The organism is Serratia sp. MMO-28, from assembly GCF_037199905.1.
In the GTDB taxonomy this organism is placed as follows: Bacteria; Pseudomonadota; Gammaproteobacteria; order Enterobacterales; family Enterobacteriaceae; genus Chania; species Chania oryzae.
The window spans coordinates 1-24,479 of record NZ_JBBCVB010000037.1 but is presented as its reverse complement, the minus strand read 5'-3'; the positions used below and the strand labels follow the sequence as shown (position 1 = coordinate 24,479).

The window sequence follows — 24,479 nt, the reverse complement described above, 5'->3', positions numbered from 1 at the left end:
GTTACAAACAGGTACCACTAAAGTGAACAAAATAGACCCAAAGCAACCTACAAACGCGACTGCGATCACAGGCATGATCCAGGCCCCGGTTTTTCAGCGCGGGCAACTGTCTGCTGCGCAGCAAGACTGGCTGGCGCAAGAGGTTCCGGTCGCGCTGGTCTATAACGGCATTTCCCACGTGGTGATGATGTGCACCCCTAAAGATCTGGAGGCCTTCGCCCTGGGTTTTTCCCTGTCGGAAGGTATTATCGACTCACCGCGCGATATCTACAGTATAGAGGTAAATCCCACCTGCAACGGCCTTGAGGTGCAGATTGAGCTTTCCAGCCGCCGTTTTAGCGGGCTAAAAGAGCGCCGCCGCGCGATGGCGGGCCGCACCGGCTGCGGCGTCTGCGGTATTGAGCAACTGGCGGATATCTTCCGCCCGGTCACTCCGCTGCCGTTCAGCCAAACCTTCTCGCTCGCCAATCTCGATCGCGCACTGGGGCAACTGCGTCAGGTACAGGAAGTCGGCCAGCATACCGGCTGCACTCATGCCGCCAGTTGGATCTCGCCGGAAGGTGAGTTGCTCGGCGGCTGTGAAGACGTGGGCCGCCACGTGGCGCTGGACAAAATGCTCGGCCTGCGCGCCAAACAGGGCTGGCAGCAGGGGGCGATCCTGGTTTCCAGCCGCGCCAGCTATGAGATGGTGCAAAAATCAGCAATGTGCGGTGCCGAGATCCTGTTCGTGGTCTCTGCCGCCACCTCGCTGGCGGTGGAGATCGCCGAGCGCAGTAACTTAACGTTAGTCGGTTTCAGCAAACCGGGCCGGGCAACGGTGTTTACGCATCCACAGCGCATTGTCGATTAGCACAGAAACCACACAACCCATACGGCATTGATAATCATTTTCAATCTCATTTAATACCCTATAATGGGACCCGATTGCTTATGCGGTGCTCATGCCTTGCGCCGCCCAACACCCATTGGAGACGATGATTATGAGTTATTCACTGCCATCCCTGCCTTATGCTTACGACGCACTGGAACCGCATTTCGATCAGCAAACGATGGAAATCCATCACACCAAACACCACCAGACCTATGTCAACAACGCCAACACCGTGCTGGAAGCTTACCCTGAGCTGGCTCCGCTGAGCGTTGAAGCGCTGATCCAGGATCTGGATAAAGTCCCTGCCGACAAACGCACCTTTATGCGTAACAACGCGGGCGGCCACGCTAACCATAGCCTGTTCTGGAAAGGCCTGAAAACCGGCACTACGCTGAGTGGCGATCTGAAAACCGCCATCGAGCGTGATTTCGGCAGCGTGGAGAAGTTCCAGGAAGAGTTCGAGAAAGCCGCAGCCACCCGTTTCGGTTCCGGCTGGGCCTGGCTGGTGCTGAAAGGCGACAAGCTGGCCGTGGTTTCCACCGCTAACCAGGACAGCCCGCTGATGGGCGAAGCCGTTTCTGGCGCCTCTGGTTTCCCGATTATCGGCCTGGACGTGTGGGAACACGCTTACTACCTGAAATTCCAGAACCGCCGCCCGGATTACATCAAGGCCTTCTGGAACGTGGTGAACTGGGACGAAGCGGCGAAACGCTTTACCGAAGCGAAAAAGTAACCGACGCGTTTCCAACACTGCCCGCACCGATGCGGGCATTTTTTTGTCTGCCTGTCACTAAAGCCTGGTCATTTATTGCCGATATTTTGTTCACTTAACGATCGCCTTGAATAGGAAAATCTTATGGCGGCACTGAAAACATTGGCAGGAAAGTTCACCCATCTCACCGTAGGTAAAAAGCTTTCGTTGGGATTTGCCTTGATTTTATTACTGGCCATCATTATCGCCAGCACCGGGGGATATTATCTTCGTCTTATTGAATCGCGTACCGAACGCATCGATTTCAGCGCCCAGATAACCAATGAAATCAGCCAGGCGAAATACGCCCGTGCCATGTTCGGCCAAACGTATAAAGTTGATTATCTGAACAGCAACCGCACGCATATCGAGAATGTGGTCAAGCTGATCGCTCATGCGCAGGAGCTGGATTGGGATCCGCATAGCCGCCAAGAGCTGGAGTCGCTGAAAGGGCTGATGAACAAATATCAGCAGCAGCGAGATAGCTTCCAGCAGGCGGTGGCGAAGAAAGATAGGATACGCGCCACCTGGAATATGTCCGAGCTGCAGGAGAGTCTGAGCCAGGTTGAACAACAGTTAGCCCAGGGCGAACTGCAGTTGGCTTTTGCCCAGCTCAACCAGAAGCTGACCCTGATCCGCTACTATGCCCGTGGCCTGCTGCTGAGCCCAACCAAGGAGGCAGAAACTCCGTTGTTGCTCGCCATCGACGACGCCCACAGCGCGGCCGATGCGATCAGCCAACGTTTACAGGACACCGACCGGCCATTGCTGCAACCGCTGTTGACGGCGCTGGATGAGTACAAAGACCGTATTGCGGTTTACCTACCGGCTTATGAAAACGAACAACAGCTCAGCCAGCAATTAGGCGACACCGCGCAGAAAGTCGATGCGCTGATCGGCGTCTTTATGAAAGACGAGCTGGCGCAAACCAATCAGAATATTGATACCGCACAGCTACAGATGGCGATCATTGCCGTGATTGCGATTCTCATGGGCCTGCTGGTGTCATGGCGCATCACATTACAGATTACCCGCCCGTTGCACACCACGCTGGCGCTGGCAGAGCGCATTGCAACCGGCGATTTGCGCCAGGCGCAAACCAGCACCCGCCGCGATGAGCTGGGCCAATTGCTGAATGCCGTGGCGGCCATGAGCCAGAATCTGCGCGATATGATCGAGAAAATCCAGATGGGCGTCAGCCAGGTGTCCACTGCCGCCACGGAAATTGCCGCAGGCAATACCGATCTCTCCTCACGTACCGAACAGCAGGCGGCGGCAGTGGAACAAACCGCCGCCAGTATGGAGCAGCTCACCGCAACGGTGAAACAGAATGCCGAAAACGCGCATCATGCCAATCAGTTGGCCACCGATGCCTCACAAACCGCACAGCAGGGCGGCCAGTTGGTGAGCCAGGTGGTCAGCACGATGCGTGACATTTCCGGCAGTTCACAGCGTATTGCCGAAATTACCACCCTGATTAACGGCATTGCTTTCCAGACCAACATTCTGGCGCTGAATGCGGCGGTGGAAGCGGCTCGAGCCGGTGAGCAGGGGCGCGGTTTCTCGGTGGTGGCCAGTGAGGTGCGCAATCTGGCCCAGCGCAGTGCGCAGGCGGCGAAGGAGATCGAAGGGTTGATTGCCGAGTCCGTCAGCCGCGTACAGACCGGCACCACCTTGGTGGAAAACACCGGCAACACCATGGAGCAGATCGTCCGTTCGGTGACGCACGTGCGCGATATCATGGCAGAGATTGCGGCCGCCTCCGATGAGCAAACGCGCGGCATCGCGCAGATCGGCCAGGCCATTGTGGAAATGGACCACACCACCCAGCAGAACGCCGCGCTGGTGGAAGAATCCGCTGCCGCCGCCGATTCGCTGGAGGAACAGGCGGAAATGCTGTTGCAGAGCGTTTCGGTCTTCCGCTTAGCCGATCGCCATGAGCCCAGTGAGGTGAAAACGGCAACGCTCAAAGCCCCTCCGGCCGGCAAACCGCGGGAAACCAGCACCACAGCAGAAAACAACTGGACCACTTTCTGACACGGTCCCGCCTGGTGATACCAGGCGGGTTGTGCTGTTGCTCACCGCCGACTCAGGGTATTCTGGGCTGTACCCCTGGTTTGCACTATGAAAGTGGAGGCAATGATGCAGCACCCCGAGGTTTATACCGGCAGCATCCAACCCTATGCAGGCATGCGGCCCAGCGCCATAGCCAAACGCCGGGTCGATGGCGCAGTGATACTCACCCCGCTAGGCTTGGTAGGAGATGAACAGGCAGAAAAGGTCCACCATGGCGGGCCGGATCGCGCGCTCTGCCACTACCCTCGTGAACATTATACCCACTGGCGCAAGCAGTTCCCGGCGCAGGCCGAGCTGTTCGAGGCCCCGGCGTTTGGTGAAAACCTTTCCACCCTCGGCCTGACCGAAGACAACGTGTTTATGGGCGATATCTACCGTTGGGGGGATGCGCTGATCCAGGTCACTCAGCCACGTTCACCGTGCTTTAAACTTAACGCACATTTCGCGATTGACGATCTCTCGGTGCTGATGCAACAAAGCGGCCGCTGCGGCTGGCTCTATCGCGTTATTGCAGCCGGTATGGTCAGCGGCGATCGGCCGCTTGAGCTGGTCACCCGCAGCAGCGACGTTTCTGTCGCCGAAGCCATTGGCATTGCCTGGCACCTGCCGTTCGACGCAGAGCAGTATCACCGCCTGCTGGCGGTAGCCGGGCTTTCTGCCAGTTGGAGCAAAACCATGCTGACGCGCATCACGTCCAGCAGAATTGAGGACTTCAATCGCCGCTTGCTTGGCCACTGAAGCAGGGGAAGAGCGTCTGGGGCGAGCCCTTGTGCCCCAGCATCGCAGTCAGAAGGCTTTTTTCGCGTAACCGGTCACCACTTTCAGGCCCATCTCACGGCCTAGCGCCGTCATTGGGTGCACTACGATCAGGCCGCGCACATTTTTCTTCAGCGAACCCATATCCGCCTGCTCTTTTTTGGTGATCTCACGGCTGAACGGCAGTTGGCTCAGCTTCTGGGCTTCTGCACTCAGCTTCTCTACGCGCACGTGCTTCAGGCGTTCAATTTCTGCCGCCAGCTTCTCTTTTTCTTTGGTGTGCTGCGCGATCAGGTCGACATTGCCCTGTTGGATCACCGCGGTATCTTTATGCTTCAGTGCGTCCAGCAGGTCGCTAAGGCGCTTAATCTCTGCCTTTTCTATCTCTTTCATGGTCTTTGGCCTGTGTATGCCGCTATTGGCACGCTAAAAATGATGCAGGCAGTATAGCAAAACGCCGATCGTTCGTCTTACGCAATTCCCGCTGACAGCCCGCTCATTTCGCAGGCTTTGGCCCCCACGCGCGCCAGCGCCTGGGTGTAGCGCGCATCAAACGGATAACAGCAGGAAAGCCGCAGCCCATTACGATAACGCCCGCTGGGGGAATACAGCGTGCCCGGCGTCAGGCAGATCTGTTCTTCAAGCAACTGGTGGAACAGCGCTACCGCATCCACCGCCGGCGGGAACTCAACCCAGAACACAAATCCCCCTGCGGGCTGCGTCGCCCGCGTGCCGCGCGGGAAATGGCGGGCGATCAGCGCTCTGGCCTCTTCCACCTGTGCGGCATAGCGTTTGCGCAGGTTGCGCAAATGATGATCGTAGCCACCGGCTTCCAGAAACGTCGCCAGCGTTTCCGACAGCAGCAGTGACTCCGACATGGAAGAGACCGCCTTCAGCTTATGCAGCGCTTCGCTAAAACGCCCACCGGCCACCCAGCCAATGCGGAAATCCGGTGCCAACGTTTTGGTAAAGCTGGAGCAGAACAACACCCAGCCATCGCGATCGAACGATTTCACCGCCGGGCTGAGCGCACTGCCGAATTGCAGTTCGGCGTACAGACCATCTTCGATCAGTGGCACCTGGTGATCGTTCATCAGCCGTGCCAGCCGTTTTTTCGCCGCCAGCGGCATGGTGCATCCGAGCGGGTTTTGCACCGTCGGCATGGCGATCACCGCATTAAGGCGTTTTTCTTGCAGCAACAGTTCCAGTGCGTCCAAAGAGAGGCCATGCTGCGAGTCGGTCGGGATCTCCAAGGCTTTCAGCCCCAGGCTGGCGAGCAGCGGCAGCAGGTAAAAGTAGGTTGGCGATTCCAGGCCCACGCAATCGCCCGGTTTGGTGGTGGCGCGCAGCGCCAGTTGCAGCGCCTCCATGCAGCCGTGCGTCAGGGTGATATCTCCTGGCTCCAGCAACATACCCAAGGTCATTGAGCGCCGGGCGACCTGCTGGCGCAGCCGCAGGCTGCCGGGGGGCAATGCGTATTGCCCGATCAGGTTCGGCTGGCGGCGCAGTTGTGAAGCAAGCATACGCCCCAGCTTGCTGCCGGGATAAAAATCGCTGGTTTGTGGGCAAGCCAGCGACAGATTGGTAAACGCCGGATTCTGCTGGGCGGCAAACACGGTATCGATCAACGCCAGCACGTCATCCGCCGGTTTTTCTATGCGGTTACTGGGGGCCGAGGCGGTTTTCAGCGCCGGTAGCGTGGCACGCACATAGAAGCCGGACTGGGGCCGCGCTTCGATCAGCCCACGGTCTTCCAACTGGCGGTAAGCCGCCACCACGGTATTGATGCTGACGTTATGGGTCTGCGCGCAGCGCCGTACCGAAGGCAGGCGGCTGCCGGGCAACAGGGTGCCACGGCGAATCGCCACCGCCAGCGTATCAGCCAGTTGTCGGTAACGAATGTCCGGGGTCTCATCAAGCAGGGTCACAGTTTGGCTCCAATTAATGGTTACAGTTTTAAAATAGCGTAACTGTAACCATAACAATACTGCATTTCTGGTTCTGTCACCATTCCCCTTCGGCCCTTATGCTGATAACCAACCCGCATCTCTACCCTTTAGGAGCTTTTCTATGCTGGATTCAGCCTTTGTCAGTTACGTTACCGTGATGTCAATTACCCCCGGCCCCAACAACCTGTTGCTGGCATCGTCCGGCGTCAACTTCGGCATCCGCCGTACCTTACCGATGGTGTTCGGTATCAGTGCCGGTTGTGCGGTTCAGCTTGCGCTGACCACCACGCTGCTGGCCGTGATCATCAACTGGGCTAGTGCCATCCGCTTCCCATTGGCCGCGTTAGGTTGTACCTATCTGCTGTGGCTATCGTGGAAACTGTTCAAAGCCGCGTCACCGGATGCCACACAGCAGGCGCAGCCAATGCGCTTTATCGGCGGTGCATTGTTCCAAGCGGTCAACCCGAAAGCCTGGCTGATGGTGATTAATGTGGCGATCCTGTTCACCCCGCGCGAAGGGGCCACCCTTAGCCACACGCTGCTGACTATTGCCGGTTTTACAGCGGTAAATATCCCTTGCGTTCTGGTGTGGGCATTGATGGGCGATCGGCTGCGCCACGCGCTGCGCGTGACCTGGAAGCTGAGATTATTTAACGCGCTGATGGCAGGTTTGATGGCCACAACCGCATTGTGGCTGCTGTTTGATGAATGGCGTACTGCCTTCGCTTAAGGCTTTTGCGCACCCAGCGGAGAGAGGCGGGAGGGTTGTTTGGCTCCGATACCGGCCAGCAGTTCGGTCACCGACAGCACCATGGTGGAACGCACCATCTGCTGGTAACGCTGGTGCTGCATGGCAATCAGCGATTCATCGGCTTCGCCGGGCTGCAGAAAGGTCGGCACCGGCGGCAAGGCGCTGACACAGTGCAATTCGCTAAAAGGGCCAAGGATTTCGTCATCGATAAAGCGGTATTCCGAGCCATCGTGATTCAGTTCTTCACGCATCGCCATCAGCAGTTCAGCATCTTCATACTCGTGGCGTGAAATCACGCCCAAGCCGTACATCAGCTTGAGACGGACCGAAAGTTCGCCCAGCGGCCCTTCGCCGGACAATAGCGGTTCGACGGCATATTTCACCGCGTAGTCGTCTTTGCGGAACACTTGAACCACCAGTACGTTAAGCGCTTCTGCCAGCAGATCGACCGCTGCAATCAGAAAACTGCGCACCGTCTTACCTGCGTTCAGTTTTTCCAGAACTTTATTTTCAAATGCCTGTGCTTGTTCCATCATCGCTTTTCGCATGGCGTGGGGACTGTACTTTAACACTCTATTGTTCATCAATCGTTGCCACTAACCAGGCTTCGTTGACGCGATCCGTTGGCAAACGGACTGCGCAGCGTACACGGAGTCAGTACAGAGGTCGAGCATACTCTTATGCCAGGCTCCCCCGTTCCCTCACCCCGGCCCTCTCCCACAGGGAGAGGGGGGGCACATGCCCAACCTGCTTAGCGCTGCTGCATGGCGTTATAGGCAGCGACCGCTTCGCTCACTACGGCACTGTCAGCCGGTAAACCGGAGATTTGCGCCAGCGCGGCCTGTGGCCCGAGCGTTGCCAGCAGTTCCACCAGCTCTTTGGCCTGCGGATCTTGCTCACTGCGATAGCTCATGGCGGCAGCAATGCCCTGGATCAGATTGGCGTGCGGCAGGCCGTATTCCAGCGTGCCCAACAGCGGTTTGATCAGGCGATCGCCCGCGCTCAGCTTACGCAGCGGCTGGCGGCCAACGCGCTCTACGTCATCGTGCAAGTACGGGTTTTCAAAGCGTGACAGGATTTTGTTGATGTACGCCGCATGCTTGTCGGCCTCAAAACCGTAACGCTTGATCAGCACCGCACCGCTCTCTTCCATCGCACCTTTCACGGTCTGGCGAATCGCCGGATCGAGGATGGCATCGCGGATGGTCAGTAAGTTAGCCTGCTGGCCAAGATAAGCGGTGATCGCATGGCCGGTGTTGAGGGTAAACAGCTTACGCTCAACGAACGCCATCAGGTTGTCGGTCAGTTCCATGCCAGCAATTGCCGGCGGCTGGCCCTTAAACTGGGTTTGATCGACAATCCATTCGCTGAAGGTTTCAACCGTGACTTCCAGCGGATCGTTGCTGCCCGCTTCTGCAGGCGGCACGATGCGGTCTACGGCGGAATCGACAAAGCCGACATGCTGCTCAACCCAGGCCTGCTCATCCTGCGGCAGCGCATCGAACACGTGCTGCTTCAGTTGGCTGGTGCCGCGCACCATGTTCTCGCAGGCGATGATGTTCAGCGGCTGGGTATTCCCTTGCTGATGGCGTTTAACCAGCCCTTTGGCGATCGTCCCGGCGATCCTCGCCAGGATCTGCGGGCCCACGGCGGTGGTCACGATATCCGCAGTCGCGATCAACGCCACCACCTCTTCGCTGCCGCTGTTGACGGCGCTGACGTTGTTCACGTTCTCAACCCGCGCCTGCTCACCCACCACATGCACCTGGTAGCTTTTGCGTTTGTTCAGCTCATCCAGCACCGTCTGGTTAACGTCAGCAAAAGTCAGTTCGGCATGTGCATCGGCGAGCAGTTTGCCGATAAAACCACGGCCGATATTCCCGGCTCCGAAGTGTAATGCTTTCATAGTCCTACCTTATTAATGTAGAAGGGTGCAGCAAGCTGCACCCTTTAAAATGATTCTGTTTTATCAGGCTTTCTTGCCGCCAAGCAGATCCAGCACTTCCTGCACGCTAGTGGTGTTCGCCAGCCGCTCAATCACGCTTTCGTCATCCAGTGCATTGGTCAGACTGGTGATCACCTGGATATGCTCGTTATTGCGGGCGGCGATACCAATCACCAGGCGCGCCACTTCATCTTCTTCGTCACCGAAGCGCACGCCGTGCGGATACTGGCAGAACACCACGCCGGTGCGCAGCACGCGGTCTTTGGCTTCGATGGTGCCATGCGGCACGGCAATCGACTCGCCCAGGTAGGTGGAAGTCAGCTTCTCACGCTCCAGCATCGCCGGAACATACTCAGGCTCCACGTAGCCGCCTTTCACCAGTTGCTCACCCGCAAAGCGGATTGCCTGCTCTTTGTCGGTCGCATGCAGATTGAGGAACACGTTGCTTTCGCTCAGTTTGAACAGGTTCTGTTCGCTGGCTTCAAAGCTGTCGTCCAACGTGGCGATCACTTTCTGCTCGGTTTCGCTGGTTTTGTTTGCCGCCACCAAACGCGCGGTCAAATCGTTATACAGCTGGCTGTCAAGGAAGTTGGTCAGCGAGATGTGCTGGGCCTGCGGCGCATGGCGCATCGCACGCTCGGTGAGATCGCGGTGGGTAATCACCAGATCCACATCGTCCGGCAGGCTGTTAATCGCGCAGTTGGTCACGGAGATCTGTTTCAACCCGGCGTCTGCCACTTTCTTACGCAGCACACCGGCCCCCATGGCGCTGGAACCCATACCGGCGTCGCAAGCCACGATGATTTTACGCACGGTGCTCAGATCGCCATCTACCGCAGCGTTAACCGCCGCCTGGCCACCTTTGGACTGAGCTTTCATGTCCTGCATACGACGGGTTGCTTCTTCCAGATCGTCTTCTTCTTTCACTTTTGACGTTTTCAGCAGGAAAGAAGAAACCACGAAGGAAACCAGGAAGGCCGCGAAGATCGCCGTCAGGTTGGCAAAGTAGGCACCTTTTGGCGTCATGGCCAATACCGCCAGGATAGAACCGGGAGACGCTGGGGACACCAGGCCGCCGTTCAGCACGGTCAGGGTGAACACACCGGTCATGCCGCCCAGAATAACCGCCAGGAGCAGACGTGGGTTCATCAGCACATAGGGGAAGTAAATCTCGTGAATACCGCCCAGGAAGTGGATGATCGCCGCACCGCCCGCAGACTGCTTGGCGCTGCCGCGGCCGAAGAACAGGTAGGCCATCAGCACGCCCATACCTGGGCCTGGGTTGGCTTCGATCAGGAAGAAGATCGACTTACCGGCTTCGGTTGCCTGCTGGATGCCCAGCGGCGAGAAGATGCCGTGGTTGATGGCGTTGTTCAGGAACAGGATTTTCGCTGGTTCGACGAAGATCGAGGTCAATGGCAGCAGGTTGTTAACCACCATGATATGCACGCCAGCCGACAGAATCTTGGACAGAGCTTCGACCAACGGGCCAATGGCGAGGAAGGCGAGGATCGCCAGCAGCATACCGATGATACCGGCGGAGAAGTTGTTCACCAGCATCTCGAAGCCGCTTTTGATCTTGCCGTCTACCCAGCGGTCAAAATGTTTGATCGCCCAGCCGCCCAGCGGACCAACAATCATCGCACCGAGGAACATCGGCATATCGGCCCCGACGATCACCCCCATGGTGGTGATCGCCCCCACCACACCACCACGCTCGCCGCCCACCAGCTTACCGCCGGTGTAGCCGATCAGCAGTGGCAGCAGATAGGTGATCATTGGGCCGACCAGCTTGGCTAGCGTTTCGTTAGGTAACCAGCCGGTAGGAATGAATAGCGCGGTGATGATACCCCAGGCGATGAATGCGCCAATGTTGGGCATCACCATATTACTCAGGAAGCGGCCAAAGTTTTGCACTTTAACCTTGATATCTGGTGAAAACATAAAACACACCCCTATTGTTACGCGCTGACAATAAGAGCGCGTGATAATTGTTGTAACGTTCCAGCCATGTTGATGCTGTCTGCGAAACGGACTCTACCACGCTCTTTTTACTGCGCGAACCTCCCGGAAAAATTGTGACACATATCACAAATAGCACCCCAACAACTGGGCATTTATCGTGATTTAAGTCACATTTATCCAGTGTAAAAAAAGCACAGCAGGTTGTTAATCGCACAAAACACAGTAAAAACGAGATATAAATCACACTTTATCTTCGGGTATTTGTTCTTAAATTGTGACATTAATCACAATTTATTTTACATACGCTAACCAAGGCATAACCAGAAAGCGCATCTTCCCTGTGGGCATGCACTCCGCCAGCCGTTAACCGTGGAGCGCATGAAAGAAAACTACATTAAAAGAAGTGATGAATCGGTGGTATTCCACCTAGTTGAAGTGTAGTACTGAGTGGCAGTGTGGCAAGTGATGAGAACAACACAGGATAAAGGCCGGGGGGCCAATCTGCTTGGCCCCACCTGCATCGCTCAAGTTACAGCGTCGTTTATGCCTTAATGCATTACCGCCTGCACGGCTTTTTGTGCATTCAGAAAATCGGGCTGCTTGGCCACCAGGCTCGCCATCATGCTGTTGTACTCCGTTGCCTGCTGCTGGGTACGGAACTGCACGCCACCATTGTTGAAACTGACCTGATTACCCTGCGCCTGGAGGAAATCGCCGACCTGCACCAGATCCTGCACAAAGCTGGTGGTGGTTGGAATGGCTGGCATCAAGGCATTGGCCGGTGCGGTGACAATCTTGTCATACACCTGGCCGTAAACCGCTTTCAGATCGTCCGGCTGTTTCAATGCCGCACGCGCGCTATCCGCCTGCGACTTCGCCGACTGAATCTGCTGCCCCAGCAGATTCAGCGCCCCTGTCGACTGCTTCAGGGTATCGCGCTTGATCATGTAATCCTGCGCGGTGTGGATCTGGTTAATCTGATCCAGCACCGGAGTCAGGCTCGCTTCAACCGACTTCGACAACTGCTGGGAAAAACCGACCAAAATGGCGTAATCACCGGCATAGTTACCGAATTTCTGTTTCTGATCTTCGCTCAACGTCGGGATGCTCACGCCGCTGCGCATAACCGTATTCTGCAAGTAATCAACGAATGCCTTGCGCTGCTCTGGCTCTTTATCGCCGCAGGCGGTCAGTTGCATAACCACCAACAATGCCAACACCGGTGCCAACCAACGCGCGAAACCTCTGCTCTGGATCCCTACCGCCATGTGACATAACTCCTGTTGATAAACGTACCTATATAGACTCCATACCTGTTACTGCTTTCCCTGCGCCCCACCTTATCGTCGCTAACCGCAAATTCTTCAGGGGGCTATAAGAATAGATCAACTGAATGCGATGCGATACGCGATTCGGCTTTCTGGGCACATTCAGGCGCTAAAAGCATCGTTTTAATGGGCAACGGCGGATAAAAGGATGTTGCGATGAAGATGAAACAGGGCCAGATCTCTCCGGCCCTGATAACTGCTAAAACACCAGCGCCTGCCCGTCTTTACGGCTTTCGGTGGCCGCAATATAGAACCCCTGCGGATCGCGGATAATCGCCTGCGCCCCGCCGAAGCTGTAGGTCTGCAGCGGATCTTCCAGCACCACGTTATGGCCCATGGCCCGCAGCGCCGCCAGCGTATTACGATCCATCGAAGGCTCGACGATCACCTCACGCCCGGCGACGATCCGCCAGCGCGGTGCGTCGATCGCCGCCTGCGGGTTCTGCTTATGCAGCATAATACGCAGCGCCATCTGCAAGTGCCCCTGCGCCTGCATCGGCCCGCCCATCACGCCGAACGACATCAGCGGCTGCCCATGGCCATCCAGGGCGAACGCCGGAATAATGGTATGGAACGGGCGCTTGTTGCCCGCCACCACGTTCGGGTGTTGTTTATCCAAGGAAAAACCGGCGCCACGGTTTTGCAGGCTGATACCGGTGCCCGGCACCACCACGCCTGAACCAAAGCCCATGTAGTTCGACTGAATAAACGACACCATCATGCCGTTCGCATCGGCGGTAGAAAGATACACCGTGCCGCTCTGCGTCGGCGCGCCGAAGGTGAAGTCACCGGCTTTTTGCGGATCGATCAGCGCCGCACGCGTTTTCAGGTAGCTGTCGCTCAGCAAACGCTCGGCAGGGAATTCCATGTGTTCTTCGTCGGCCACATAGCGATCCAGATCGGCCAGCGCCAGCTTCATGGCCTCGATCGACAAATGCAGCCACGCCACGGAATCCGGCTGATAGCGGCCGATATCCCACTGTTCAAGAATGCCCAACGCAATCAGCGTGGCGATCCCTTGGCCGTTAGGCGGCAACTCATGCACCGAGCCACCGGCAAACGGGCGCGAAATCAGCTCAACCCAATCGGCCCGATGATTTCTCAGATCGTCCATACTCAGCGCCGCGTTATGCTCGCGGGCAAACGCCACCATTCTTTCCGCCAATTCGCCACGGTAAAACGCCTCGCCCCGAGTAGCGGCAATTTTTTCCAGCGAAGTAGCCTGATCGGGGTTACGGAACGGCTCACCGGCGCGCGGCGGCTGGCCGTTAGGCGCAAAGCAGGCGCTAAAACCCGGCTGATCGCGCAGCTTGCTGTAGCCCCGCTGCCACAGCGCACCGATCAACGGAGAAACCGGGAAACCGTTACGCGCGTAATCGATGGCTGGCTGCGCCAGCGTGGTGAGCGGCAGAGTCGCGAAGCGTTCCGCCAACGCCACCCAGGCGGAAACCGCACCCGGCACCGTTACCGCATCCCAACCCAGCTCCGGCATCGCCTGCCGCCCGGCAAAGGTTTCTGGCGACCAGGCACCCGGCGCACGGCCGGACGCATTTAACCCATGCAGCTTTTTGCCGTCCCAAACGATGGCAAACGCATCGCTGCCGATACCGCAACCGGTAGGTTCCACTACGGTTAAGGCGATGGCGGTGGCGATCGCCGCATCCACCGCATTGCCGCCTTGCTGCAGCATACGCAACCCGGCCTGCGCCGCCAGCGGCTGCGAGGTGGCTACCGCATTGGCTCCCATCATCGGCACGCGCCAGGATGGATAACCCTGGCTAAAATCCCATTCTCCACTCATCACTCTTCCTTTTTGTCAGTCGTTACGCGGATCGAGCGCGTCACGCAGCCCGTCACCCAGCAAATTGAAGCCCTGCACGGTGAGAAAAATGGCGATCCCTGGGAAAATCGACATCCAGGGCGCCTGTTCCAGATAACCTTTTGCCGTATTCAGCATCGCCCCCCACGAAGGATTAGGCGGCTGCTGGCCCAGCCCGAGAAACGACAGACTGGCTTCGGTAATAATCGCGGCGGCAATCGCCAGCGTGGCCTGCACCAGGATCGGCGACATCACGTTGGGCAACACATAGCGCAGCACAATCCAGCGGTCCGGCAGGCCGATGGCGCGCGCGCCGTCGATATACTCCTCATGGCGGATCGCCAACACTTGGCCACGGGTCAGTCGGGCGAAAATCGGCATCGCCGACAGGCCAATGGCGATCATCGCATTGCCTAGGCTCGGGCCGAGAAAGGCCCCCAGCGCAATCGCCAGGATCAGGAACGGGCAAGCCAGCAGCGCCTCGATAACGCGTGAAATCACGCCGTCCCAAATTCCCTGCCAGTAACCGGCAATCAGGCCGAGCGGCACGCCAATCACGATGGCAATCAGCACCGAAACACAGCCCGCCAGCAGCGAAGTGCGCGCCCCCCAGATAAGACGAGATAAGATATCCCGCCCCAGTTCGTCGGTGCCGAGCCAGTACAGCTCCGACGGTGGCTTACGCACCGCCAGAAAGTTGGCTTTCACCGGGTCGAACGGGGCCAGCCAGGGTGCCAGCAGCGCCAGCGCCACAAACAGCAGCACGATCGCCGCCCCTATCATCGCGCTTTTATTGGCGAGAAACTTTTTCAGCACCCGATTTTTCGGCGCGCGCAGCGGCGCGGCCGTGACCGCCCCAGAAACCAAAACGTCACTCATGGTCAGCCTCGCATTTTCGGGTTAATCAGCACGTAGAGCACGTCCGCCAACAGGTTCAGCAGCAGGAAACCGATCGCCACTACCAGCACCACGCCCTGCACCACCGCGTAATCACGGTTAAACACCGAATCGACAATCATCTTGCCAAAACCGGGCAGCGTGAATACCTGTTCGGTCAGCACCGCGCCCCCCAGCAGTTCGCCAAACAGCAGCGTGGTCAGGGTGACGATCGGCACCAGCGCGTTGCGAAAGGCGTGTTTGAGGATCACCCGTAGCGGCAACAGCCCTTTAGCCCGCGCGGTGCGGATATAGTCGGCCTTCAGGACGGTAATCATCGAAGCGCGGGTATGGCGCATCAGCGTGGCTGCCAAGCCGGTGCCCAGCACCAGCGCAGGCAGCAGCAGCGTTTTGAGATTCTGCGGAATGCTCTCACTGAGCGGCACATAGCCAGAGGCGGGAAACCACTGTAAATGCACCGAAAACAGCAGAATCAGTAATATCCCCAGCCAGAAATGCGGCACCGAAATCCCCGAAAGTGCCACAAAGTTGGTGGTGTGATCGACCCAACTGCCCTTACGCACCGCCGCAATAATCCCCATGCCGATCCCCACCAACAGCGCCACAATCATCGCCAACAGCGACAGCTCCAGCGTGACCGGCAGTTTGCTGATAATCAGCTGCGTAACCGGCTCTTTGGTGCGCAGTGAAATCCCTAAATCACCGCGCAGCGCGTTGCTTACCCAGTAAAAATACTGTGCCGGGATCGGATCGTTGAGGTGATATTCCTCGCGCAGTTGCGCAATTACCTCCGGATCGCGCTCTTCGCCCGCCATGGCTAACACCGGGTCACCGGGCAGCAGCTTTTGCAGCGAGAACACCATAATGCTCACCAGCAGCAGCGTGGGGATGGCCAGCAGCAGGCGTTTGCAGATCAATTCAACCATCAGTGCTTCTCCGCTTGCCTTCAGGGCGCCATTTTCACGTCGGCAAGGCGCACCAGGCCGTCCGGCCAGGCCTTAAAGCCTTCCAGCTTTTTATTCAGGCCAAAGATGCGCGGTTCAAAATAGAGGTAGGCAATCGGCATATCGATATTCAACTGCTTCACCACTTTGTCATACAGCGCCTGGCGCGCCGCCGGATCGTTGGTCTGGCGCGCCTGCGTCAGCCATTCATCGACCTGCGGATTGCTGTAGCCACCGTCGTTAAGCGTGCCTTTGCTGTGAACAAACGAGAAAATGCTGCCATCGGGATCCGGCCGCCCGGACCAGCCTGACAGGCTGAGCTGGTATTCGCCGCGCTGTTGACGATCGAGCAAGGTAGCGAACTCATTCATCTGCAGGTTGAGGTTAAAACCAGCCTCGCCCACCATCGCCTGAAGCACCTGGCCCACCTGCTGTGAAGCCGGGTTATTGGTTACCAGCAGCGTCACGTCGAGCGGCGTCTTTACCCCCGCCGCAGCCAGCAAGGCTTTGGCCTTCTCAACATCGCGTGGCGCAATCGGCATGTTGACGTGGTAAGGGCTGACGGTGGAAATTCCCTGATTGGCCGGGGTAAACAGCCCTTCAAACGCCACCTGATTCAGCGCATCGCGATCGATCGCCAGCGAGAAGGCTTCGCGCACCCGCGCATCTTTGGCGAACAGATTGTTAGGGTCGACTTTGCCATTGCCAATATTGAAAGTAATGCCCTGATAACCCAGGCCGGTCACCTTGGCCAGGCTCAGTTTGGGATCGGCTTCCACGGTTTTCACATCGCTGGCGGCAATCCCTTCCGTCAGATCGAGATCGCCAGAGCGCAGATTCGCTAAGCGCACCGAGGCGTCGGGGATGGGCAGGAACACCACCTTATCGAAGTGGTAGGCAGACTTGTTCCAGTAGTTTTCGAAGCGCTTGAGTACGATGCGATCCTGCTGCACGCGGCTGTCAAACTGGTACGGACCGGAACACACCGGGTGGGCAGTGAAATCCGCTTTGGCAGCGGCTTTCGGTGCCAACATCGCTCCAGCACGATCGGTAAATTGGCTGAGCAGCGCCGCGTCGGCGGTTTTCAGGTGCAACACCACCTGATAAGGCCCGCTCACCTCGATGGACTCAATGGAAGAGATTTCGCTTTTGCGCAGCGATCCCGGCAGGGTTAATGCCCGTTCGAGATTGAATTTCACCGCCTGGGCGTCGAATTTTTCCCCATCGTGGAAAGTGACCCCTTGGCGCAGATTCATGGTGAGGGTCTTGCCCTCATCGCTCCACGCCCAGTCGGTGGCCAACCCCGGCACAATCTTCAGGTTTTCATCAATATCCACCAGCCGGTCGCACATCGCCGCAAACACGAAGCGGCCATAGTAGGTGCGCGCCAGGTGCGGATCCAGCATGTCTGGATCGGCCCCTAAGCCAATACGTATCGTGCTTTCTGCCTGTGCCTGAACGCAGGCTCCTGTCAGCAGCAGGCCACCGAGCGCACTCAATACAATATGACGTCCTTTCATCGCTTCACTTCTCCATAGGGGTTGATGATTTTTGATTAACTGCCTGCTCAAACAGCGCGCGGCGGCGTAAAAAGGCGGATGACGGTGGGGCAATTTCAATCACGCTGCGGTCGCGATTAATCTCTTGCCAGCGATGGCAAGCCACCTGGCGCCCCCCTGCTAAAACCTGATTAATCGGCTCATGTTGACGGCATTCCTCGCGAACGTGCGGGCAACGGGTGTGAAAACGGCATCCGCTGGGCGGTGCGGCCGGGTTCGGCAAATCGCCCAGCAGCATCGGTATGTCGCGCTCCACGCCGGGCTTTAGCTGCGGCGCACAGGCGATCAGCGCCTGGGTATAGGGGTGCAGCGGCGCGTCGAAAATCTCATCGACGCTGGCCAGTTCGACGATCTGCCCGAGGTACATCACCGCCACGCGATCGCTCATATGGCGGATCACCGCCAAACCGTGCGCCACGATCACCATGGTCAGGCCAAACTGTGATTTCAGGTTCTCCAGCAGATTAACCACCTGCGCCTGCACCGACACATCCAGCGCAGAAACCGGCTCATCCCCCAGCAGCAGTTTGGGGCCACTGGCCAGCGCGCGGGCAATGCCGATGCGCTGGCGCTGGCCGCCGGAAAACTCGTGCGGATAGCGCTGAGCCCAGGCAGCGGGCAGGCCGACGGTGCGCAGCAGTTGATGCACTTTTTCCTGGCGATCGCGGCTCGACAGCGACTCATGCAGCCAGATCGGCTCACCCACGATGTTTTCTACCGTCATGCGCGGGTTCAACGAAGCAAACGGATCCTGAAAAATAATCTGTAGCTCCCGGCGCAGCTGATTCAGCCGGGTGCCGCTGGCGTGGGTAATCTCTTCCCCCTGATAAAACACCTGCCCGTGGCTGGCCGCGAGCAGACGCAGCAGCAGGCGGCCGAGCGTCGATTTACCGGAACCGGACTCACCGACGATCGCCAAGGTTTCGCCGGGCATCACTTGCAGCGAGACGCGATCAACGGCGGTTACCTGTTTGTTACGTTTAAACAGCGACGTGGGGCCGCTAAAGGTTTTGCTCAAATCGGTACAGGCAAGAATAGGCGTTGTCATATTGATGCTCCCTGAGCCACGGAATGTTCCAGCGGGGCGCGGAAACAGGCCACCTGATGCTGCGGATTCAGCACTTGCAACAGCGGTTTTTGCTGATGGCAACGTACTTCGGCAAACGGGCAACGGGTGGCAAAACGGCAGCCTGCGGGCATCTGTTCCGGCAGCGGCACGTTGCCAGGAATGGTCGCCAGCTTGGCGCTGCGGGCACCGAGGCTGGGGATCGACCCCATCAAACCGATGGTGTAAGGGTGTTGCGGATCGTTAAACACCTCTGCCACTTCGCCGCTTTCCACCACCTGCCCGGCGTACATCACCGCCACCCGCTGCGCCACTTCGGCCACCACGCCCAAGTCGTGGGTGATCATCAGCACCGCGGTGCCGGTTTCCTGCTTCAGCCGGTTGAGCAACACCAGGATTTGCGCCTGGATAGTGACGTCGAGCGCGGTGGTCGGTTCATCGGCAATCAGCAGCTGCGGGTGGTTGATCAACGCCATGGCGATCATCACGCGCTGACGCATGCCGCCGGAAAGCTGGTGTGGGTAAGATTTCAAGCGCATTTCCGCTGCCGGGATCTGCACCTTTTCCAAAATCTCCAGCGCCACATCCATCGCTTCGCGGCGGCTGCAATTACGATGGCGCATCACCGCTTCGCTGAGCTGATCGCCGAGCGTGAACGCCGGATTGAGCGAGGTCATCGGCTCCTGAAAAATCATCGCCATCTGGTTGCCGCGCAGATCGGCGTATTCGCGAGGGCTTAACTGACGCAGATCGTGATGATTGAAATACATCTCACCACCGTTGACCTGAGCGCTGCTGGGCAATAATCCCATCAGCGCCAGCGAGGTAATGCTCTTGCCACAGCCGGACTCCCCCACCAGTGCCAGCGTTTCCCCCGCGTGGACGGTGAGTGAAATATTATCCAGCACCGTGACCGGTGAACCGCTGAACTGAACGTTAAGATCCTGCAGGCGCAGCACCGGAGCGCTGGCGGAAGAAAGGCTCATGGCAGCTCCTCGTCACCTTGGTTGATCGCTTCAAGCAGCGCCTGCTGCAGCGCCAACAGGTGCTCACGCATCGCCTGCGCGGCCTCCACCGGCTGGCGCGCCGCAATGTGCTGAACCAAGCGAACGTGGTGATGGTCATAATTTTCCAGCCGCGCTGGCGTGCGCGCCTGCACGCGCAGATGCTGCCAGGCGGGTTCACGACGCACGGCGTCAATAGCATCAAACAGGCTGAGCATCAGGCGGTTACCTGCGGCTTCGGCAATGGCGCGGTGAAAGGCGCTGTCCCACAGCTCATGTTGATCGCTATCGTTCAGCGTGATGTTATGCATACGCTCTAATAAGCGCTGCATCAGGGCGATCTGCTCCTTGCTGGCACGCAGTGCCGCTAAACGCGCCAAACCTGGCTCCAGTTGGATCCTCGCTTCCATCACCTCCAGCAGGTTGGACTGCTGCGGCAAATCCTGTAATTGCAGCGGCTGCACCGGCGCTGCCGGGCCGACAAAGGTTCCCTTACCCTGCTTGCGCCAGATCCGCCCTTCCTCTTCCAGCACGTTCAGCGCCCGGCGAATCTCACGCCGCCCCACGGCAAAACGTTCCGCCAGCTCGCGTTCGGTGGGCAGGGCCAGATCGGGTTGAATGTCGTCTTGCTGCAGCAATTGACGAAGTTTTTCCAATGCGGAACTGGAGTTTGCGGTATGGCCAGCCATCTCATCCATTTATTGGTTCGCCTATAAATTAATCAAAAAAAGAGATTAAAAAAGGTTTTTGTTACGTATAAGTTAAAATTAAGTTATCACAAGGCTATTAATCGCACAACATGCGTTATTAATACATAAGCAAGAAAAGAACCAATTTTTATTGGTTCAAGATGGAAAACGTAGATTTCCAGTTAATGCATTGAATTAAATGATAATTATATTCAGGAGTAAGCAGAGCAAAGAGAGAGGCTCTTGAGGCAAAGCGGCCAACTGCGCACCAATCAAGGGCATGGATGCTGCATTAACGTGCGCGGCTGCTCTGTTTTATGGCATGAGAAATAGATGTAACAAAGGCGCCATAAGGCGCCTTTGGTTCATTTAAACAATACGTTATACCCGTCATACTTCAATTCAGGGTAATTACTGCAGCACCGAAATATCCGCCACTTGCAGGAACAGCTCGCGCAGCTTGCTCAGCAGCGTCAGGCGGTTCACGCGCACCGCATCATCTTCTGCCATCACCATCACGCCATCAAAGAAGGCATCGACGGTTTCGCGCAACGCAGCCAGTTCCACCAACGCTTCCTGATAACGGCCTGCGGCGAAGTCTGGTTGCAGCTTGTCGCGCAGCACCACCAGGTGAGTCGCCAGCTTGAGTTCGGCCGGTTCTTTCAGCACGGAAGCACGCACCTGATCCAGCAGAGTATCGGTGGATTTCGCCAGAATATTAGAGACACGCTTGTTGGCCGCCGCCAGTGCCGCCGCCTCTTCCAAGGTGCGGAAGTGGGTGACCGCCTTCACGCGCGCGTCAAAATCCGCCGGTTTGGTTGGGCGACGCGCCAATACCGCCTGAATGGTGTCTACCGCGTGGCCTTCTTCCTGATACCAGGCGCGGAAACGGCCCAGCATAAAGTCGACAACCTCGTCCACCGCCTTGGCGTTGGTCAGCTTGCTGCCGTACAGGCGCACGGCCTCTTCGGTCAGGGTTTGCAGATCCAGCGGCAGGTTTTTCTCAACGATGATACGCAACACGCCCAGCGCGGCGCGGCGCAGAGCAAACGGGTCTTTATCGCCTTTCGGATGTTGCCCGATGCCGAAGATACCGGCCAGGGTGTCCATCTTGTCGGCAATCGCCAAGGAACAGGCCACCAGCGACTGCGGCAGTTCGTCACCGGCAAAGCGCGGCTGATACTGTTCGTTCAGCGCAACGGCAACGTCTTCTGCTTCACCGTCGTGGCGCGCGTAGTGCATGCCCATCACGCCCTGAGTGTCGGTGAATTCGAACACCATGTTGGTCATCAGATCGCACTTCGACAGCAGCCCGGCACGCGTGGCATGGTTGACGTCCGCGCCAATCTGCCCGGCAATCCAGCCAGCCAGCGCCTGAATGCGGTCGGTTTTGTCGCGCAGGGTACCCAACTGCTGTTGGAACAGCACGGTTTCCAGACGCGGCAGGTGGTCTTCCAGGCGTTTTTTGCGATCGGTATTGAAGAAGAACTCGGCATCGGCCAAGCGCGGGCGCACCACCTTCTCGTTACCAGAGATGATTTGCTGCGGATCTTTCGATTCGATGTTAGCCACGAAGATAAAGTTCGGCAGCAGCTTGCCCGCAGCGTCATACACTGGGAAATACTTCTGGTCGCCCTTCATGGTGTACACCAGCGCTTCTGCCGGTACCGCCAGGAATTTTTCTTCGAACTTGGCGGTCAGCACCACTGGCCATTCCACCAGCGAGGCCACTTCTTCCAGCAGGCTTTCGCTCAGATCGGCTTTGCCGCCGATCTTCTGTGCTGCCAGCTCGGCGTCACGCTTGATCAGCGCTTTACGAACTTCGTAATCGGCAATCACTTTACCGCGCTCTTGCAGGATCTGCGGGTATTGATCGGCGTTGTCGATGGTGAATTCCGGCTCACCCATAAAGCGGTGGCCGCGCAGCGTGCGCGCAGAATCAATGCCCAGCACGGTGCCAGGGATCAGCTCCGCCCCCAGCAGCAGGGTGACCGTGTGCACCGGGCGCACGAACTGGGTCTCTTTATCGCCCCAGCGCATCAGTTTCGGGATCGGCAATTTGGCCAGCGCGGTGCTCACCATGCCTGCCAGCAGTTGCTGCGCAGACTGGCCCGGCACATGAGCGCGATACAGCAGCCATTCGCCTTTGTCGGTTACCAGGCGTTCCGCCTGATCGACGGTGATCCCGCAACCGCGCGCCCAGCCTTCGGCCGCTTTGCTCGGTTGGCCGCTGGCGTCGAAGGCCTGAGCAATCGCCGGGCCGCGTTTTTCAACTTCGCGATCGGCCTGCGCAGCGCTCAGGTTGGCCACTTTCAGCGCCAGGCGGCGCGGCGCGGCGAACCAGCTCACGGCACCGTGTTCGAGGCCAGCGTTATCCAGCTCGGCGGTAAAATTGGCGGCAAACGCTTCTGCCAGTGAACGAAGAGCCTTCGGCGGCAGCTCTTCCGTGCCGATTTCCACCAGGAAAGTCTGTTGAGTCATGGCTGCCTCTGTTATTTCTTATGACACATTGGGAAGCCCAGCGCTTCACGGGAAGCGTAGTAGGCCTCGGCAACGGCTTTAGTCAGCGTGCGGATACGCAGAATATAGCGCTGGCGCTCGGTCACCGAGATCGCCTTGCGTGCATCCAGCAGGTTGAAGGTGTGGGCAGCCTTCAGGATACGTTCGTAAGCCGGCAGCGGCAGGGGTTTCTCCAGCGCCAGCAGGGTTTGCGCTTCCTTTTCATACTGCTCAAAGCAGGTGAACAGGAAATCGACATCGGCGTATTCGAAGTTATAGGTGGACTGCTCCACTTCGTTCTGGTGGAACACATCGCCGTAGGTGGTGATGCCCAACGGGCCGTTGCTCCACACCAGATCGTAAACGCTGTCCACGCCCTGGATATACATCGCCAGGCGTTCCAGGCCGTAGGTGATCTCGCCGGTTACCGGTTTGCACTCCAGGCCGCCGACCTGCTGGAAGTAGGTGAACTGCGTCACTTCCATGCCGTTCAGCCACACTTCCCAGCCCAGGCCCCAGGCGCCGAGCGTCGGGTTTTCCCAGTTGTCTTCTACGAAGCGGATATCGTGAATGGTCGGGTCCAGACCCAGCTCTTTCAGCGAGCCCAGGTACAGCTCCTGAATGTTTTCCGGCGATGGCTTAATCACCACCTGGAATTGGTAATAGTGTTGCAGGCGGTTCGGGTTTTCCCCGTAGCGGCCGTCGGTCGGGCGGCGTGATGGCTGCACGTAGGCAGCAGCCATCGGCTCCGGCCCCAGTGCGCGCAGGCACGTCATCGGGTGAGAGGTTCCCGCGCCGACTTCCATGTCCAGTGGTTGAACAATGGTGCAGCCTTGGCGCGCCCAATAGTCCTGCAGTGTCAGGATCAGGCCCTGAAAGGTCTTGGTATCAAACTTTTGCATGTTGAATTCGCACGCGATACAAGTGGATTTAGATGGAATGCGTCAGTATACCCGTTGACCGTAAGATATACAGCCCGAATCCCGCAACAAGTGTGAATCATTGATCAAGCGGCGGCGGGATCAGGCCGCTTTAGGAGCCGGCATCCGGGAGCACCGGCCTGATCAGTTGTAACTCCGTCCCCAGCCTGATGGAGCGATAAGAACCGGATCGATAAACTGATAGTTGTTTGCTTTATAAACGTCAAACCATTCTTCTTTATTAGAAATCACGGCAAGATTCGCAGGGTTTCTTTTATTCATTATGGCATAGACGAAATTTATGTTTTTATACTCAGTCAGCTTTCTTTCTAAATAGTTCTTTATGGTGGCATTAATAAAGTCATTATTGAAAAATAAATCAGACACTGGCTGATAAAAGTGGGAGGAGTTAGAACGTGATACATCTGCCGAACATAAACCAGTGCCTACCCTGGACCCAACGGCAAGGGTTCCGCACCGTAGTTCATCAGCACTACGATCTCCGTAGCCGTGCCACAAGCTCTACGATACGGGCTGCCCGCTCAGGCAGCCCGCATTTTATTCTCCTCGTATGGCCCCTAGAAGCTGTATTTCACCCCCAGCATCGCCGCCTTGTCATCATAGCCTTTCTGCCCTATCTGCTGCGTCAGGTTGCCCCACAGGCTCAGGTTGTTGTTCAGCTTGCCTTCC

General features: G+C 57.6%; 22 protein-coding genes. 5 read left to right on the top strand and 17 right to left on the bottom strand.

What is annotated here, in order from left to right; genetic code table 11:
* Positions 1–73 precede the first annotated feature (73 nt).
* The 4 genes from fdhD (at position 74) to yiiM (ending at position 4,436) form a co-directional block, all read left to right on the top strand.
* On the top strand, positions 74–850 hold the full coding sequence (gene fdhD, locus WG891_RS23700; protein ID WP_241680017.1) for a formate dehydrogenase accessory sulfurtransferase FdhD: 777 nt from the start codon (positions 74–76) through the stop codon (positions 848–850).
* A 130-nt stretch (positions 851–980) separates the two neighbouring features.
* On the top strand, positions 981–1,604 hold the full coding sequence (gene sodA, locus WG891_RS23695; protein ID WP_337264740.1) for a superoxide dismutase [Mn]: 624 nt from the start codon (positions 981–983) through the stop codon (positions 1,602–1,604).
* Positions 1,605–1,727: 123 nt separating this feature from the next.
* Positions 1,728–3,659, top strand: coding sequence for a methyl-accepting chemotaxis protein (locus WG891_RS23690; protein WP_337264739.1), 1,932 nt, complete (start codon positions 1,728–1,730; stop codon positions 3,657–3,659).
* 105 nt (positions 3,660–3,764) lie between these two features.
* Positions 3,765–4,436 (top strand): 6-hydroxyaminopurine reductase, encoded by a 672-nt coding sequence (gene yiiM / locus WG891_RS23685; protein WP_337264756.1) that lies wholly within the window; start codon positions 3,765–3,767, stop codon positions 4,434–4,436.
* 48 nt (positions 4,437–4,484) lie between these two features.
* Here yiiM and WG891_RS23680 read toward each other — a convergent pair whose 3' ends face one another.
* Positions 4,485–4,847 carry a YibL family ribosome-associated protein gene (locus tag WG891_RS23680; RefSeq protein ID WP_337264738.1) on the bottom strand — a complete coding sequence of 121 codons (363 nt, stop codon included), beginning with the start codon at positions 4,845–4,847 and terminating at the stop codon, positions 4,485–4,487.
* A 77-nt stretch (positions 4,848–4,924) separates the two neighbouring features.
* Positions 4,925–6,382, bottom strand: a complete 1,458-nt coding sequence (locus WG891_RS23675; protein ID WP_337264737.1) for an aminotransferase-like domain-containing protein — start codon at positions 6,380–6,382, stop codon at positions 4,925–4,927.
* A 142-nt stretch (positions 6,383–6,524) separates the two neighbouring features.
* On the opposite strand from WG891_RS23675, the gene WG891_RS23670 reads away from it, so the two are divergent.
* Positions 6,525–7,133 carry a LysE family translocator gene (locus WG891_RS23670; RefSeq protein ID WP_337264736.1) on the top strand — a complete coding sequence of 203 codons (609 nt, stop codon included), beginning with the start codon at positions 6,525–6,527 and terminating at the stop codon, positions 7,131–7,133.
* Here the strand turns inward: WG891_RS23670 and WG891_RS23665 are convergent.
* The 15 genes from WG891_RS23665 to WG891_RS23600 form a co-directional block, all read right to left on the bottom strand.
* Positions 7,130–7,690 carry an MltR family transcriptional regulator gene (locus tag WG891_RS23665; protein WP_156293496.1) on the bottom strand — a complete coding sequence of 187 codons (561 nt, stop codon included), beginning with the start codon at positions 7,688–7,690 and terminating at the stop codon, positions 7,130–7,132. The two genes, WG891_RS23670 and WG891_RS23665, sit on opposite strands and share 4 nt — an antisense overlap.
* 215 nt (positions 7,691–7,905) lie before the next feature.
* Positions 7,906–9,060, bottom strand: a complete 1,155-nt coding sequence (locus WG891_RS23660; RefSeq protein ID WP_076943785.1) for a mannitol-1-phosphate 5-dehydrogenase — start codon at positions 9,058–9,060, stop codon at positions 7,906–7,908.
* A gap of 63 nt (positions 9,061–9,123) precedes the next feature.
* A complete protein-coding gene (locus tag WG891_RS23655; protein WP_337264735.1) occupies positions 9,124–11,043 on the bottom strand; it encodes a PTS mannitol transporter subunit IICBA in 1,920 nt (639 codons plus the stop codon).
* Between the two features lie 569 nt (positions 11,044–11,612).
* Positions 11,613–12,332: a DUF3053 domain-containing protein gene (locus WG891_RS23650; protein WP_337264734.1), complete on the bottom strand. Its 720-nt coding sequence runs from the start codon at positions 12,330–12,332 to the stop codon at positions 11,613–11,615.
* 259 nt (positions 12,333–12,591) lie between these two features.
* Positions 12,592–14,193, bottom strand: coding sequence for a gamma-glutamyltransferase family protein (locus WG891_RS23645; RefSeq protein ID WP_337264733.1), 1,602 nt, complete (start codon positions 14,191–14,193; stop codon positions 12,592–12,594).
* 15 nt (positions 14,194–14,208) lie between these two features.
* On the bottom strand, positions 14,209–15,090 hold the full coding sequence (locus WG891_RS23640) for an ABC transporter permease (RefSeq protein ID WP_337264732.1): 882 nt from the start codon (positions 15,088–15,090) through the stop codon (positions 14,209–14,211).
* A gap of 2 nt (positions 15,091–15,092) precedes the next feature.
* On the bottom strand, positions 15,093–16,034 hold the full coding sequence (locus WG891_RS23635; RefSeq protein ID WP_337264731.1) for an ABC transporter permease: 942 nt from the start codon (positions 16,032–16,034) through the stop codon (positions 15,093–15,095).
* Between the two features lie 20 nt (positions 16,035–16,054).
* Positions 16,055–17,572 carry an ABC transporter substrate-binding protein gene (locus WG891_RS23630; RefSeq protein WP_337264730.1) on the bottom strand — a complete coding sequence of 506 codons (1,518 nt, stop codon included), beginning with the start codon at positions 17,570–17,572 and terminating at the stop codon, positions 16,055–16,057.
* 4 nt (positions 17,573–17,576) lie between these two features.
* Positions 17,577–18,659, bottom strand: coding sequence for an ABC transporter ATP-binding protein (locus tag WG891_RS23625; protein ID WP_337264729.1), 1,083 nt, complete (start codon positions 18,657–18,659; stop codon positions 17,577–17,579).
* Positions 18,656–19,663, bottom strand: a complete 1,008-nt coding sequence (locus WG891_RS23620) for an ABC transporter ATP-binding protein (protein WP_076943797.1) — start codon at positions 19,661–19,663, stop codon at positions 18,656–18,658. The genes WG891_RS23625 and WG891_RS23620 overlap by 4 nt, the downstream gene beginning before the upstream one ends.
* Complete coding sequence (locus tag WG891_RS23615; RefSeq protein ID WP_337264728.1) at positions 19,660–20,379, bottom strand: FadR/GntR family transcriptional regulator; 720 nt, start codon at positions 20,377–20,379, stop codon at positions 19,660–19,662. Before WG891_RS23615 ends, WG891_RS23620 begins: the two co-directional genes overlap by 4 nt.
* A gap of 402 nt (positions 20,380–20,781) precedes the next feature.
* Positions 20,782–22,851, bottom strand: a complete 2,070-nt coding sequence (glyS, locus tag WG891_RS23610; protein WP_337264727.1) for a glycine--tRNA ligase subunit beta — start codon at positions 22,849–22,851, stop codon at positions 20,782–20,784.
* Positions 22,852–22,862: 11 nt separating this feature from the next.
* Positions 22,863–23,771, bottom strand: a complete 909-nt coding sequence (gene glyQ / locus WG891_RS23605) for a glycine--tRNA ligase subunit alpha (RefSeq protein WP_076943801.1) — start codon at positions 23,769–23,771, stop codon at positions 22,863–22,865.
* A gap of 162 nt (positions 23,772–23,933) precedes the next feature.
* Positions 23,934–24,176, bottom strand: a complete 243-nt coding sequence (locus WG891_RS27140) for an autoinducer binding domain-containing protein (protein ID WP_443006297.1) — start codon at positions 24,174–24,176, stop codon at positions 23,934–23,936.
* Between the two features lie 191 nt (positions 24,177–24,367).
* The gene (locus WG891_RS23600) at positions 24,368–24,469 is read right to left on the bottom strand and encodes an autotransporter outer membrane beta-barrel domain-containing protein (protein WP_337262842.1); all 102 of its coding nucleotides are present in this window, start codon (positions 24,467–24,469) and stop codon (positions 24,368–24,370) included.
* Positions 24,470–24,479: the final 10 nt, after the last annotated feature.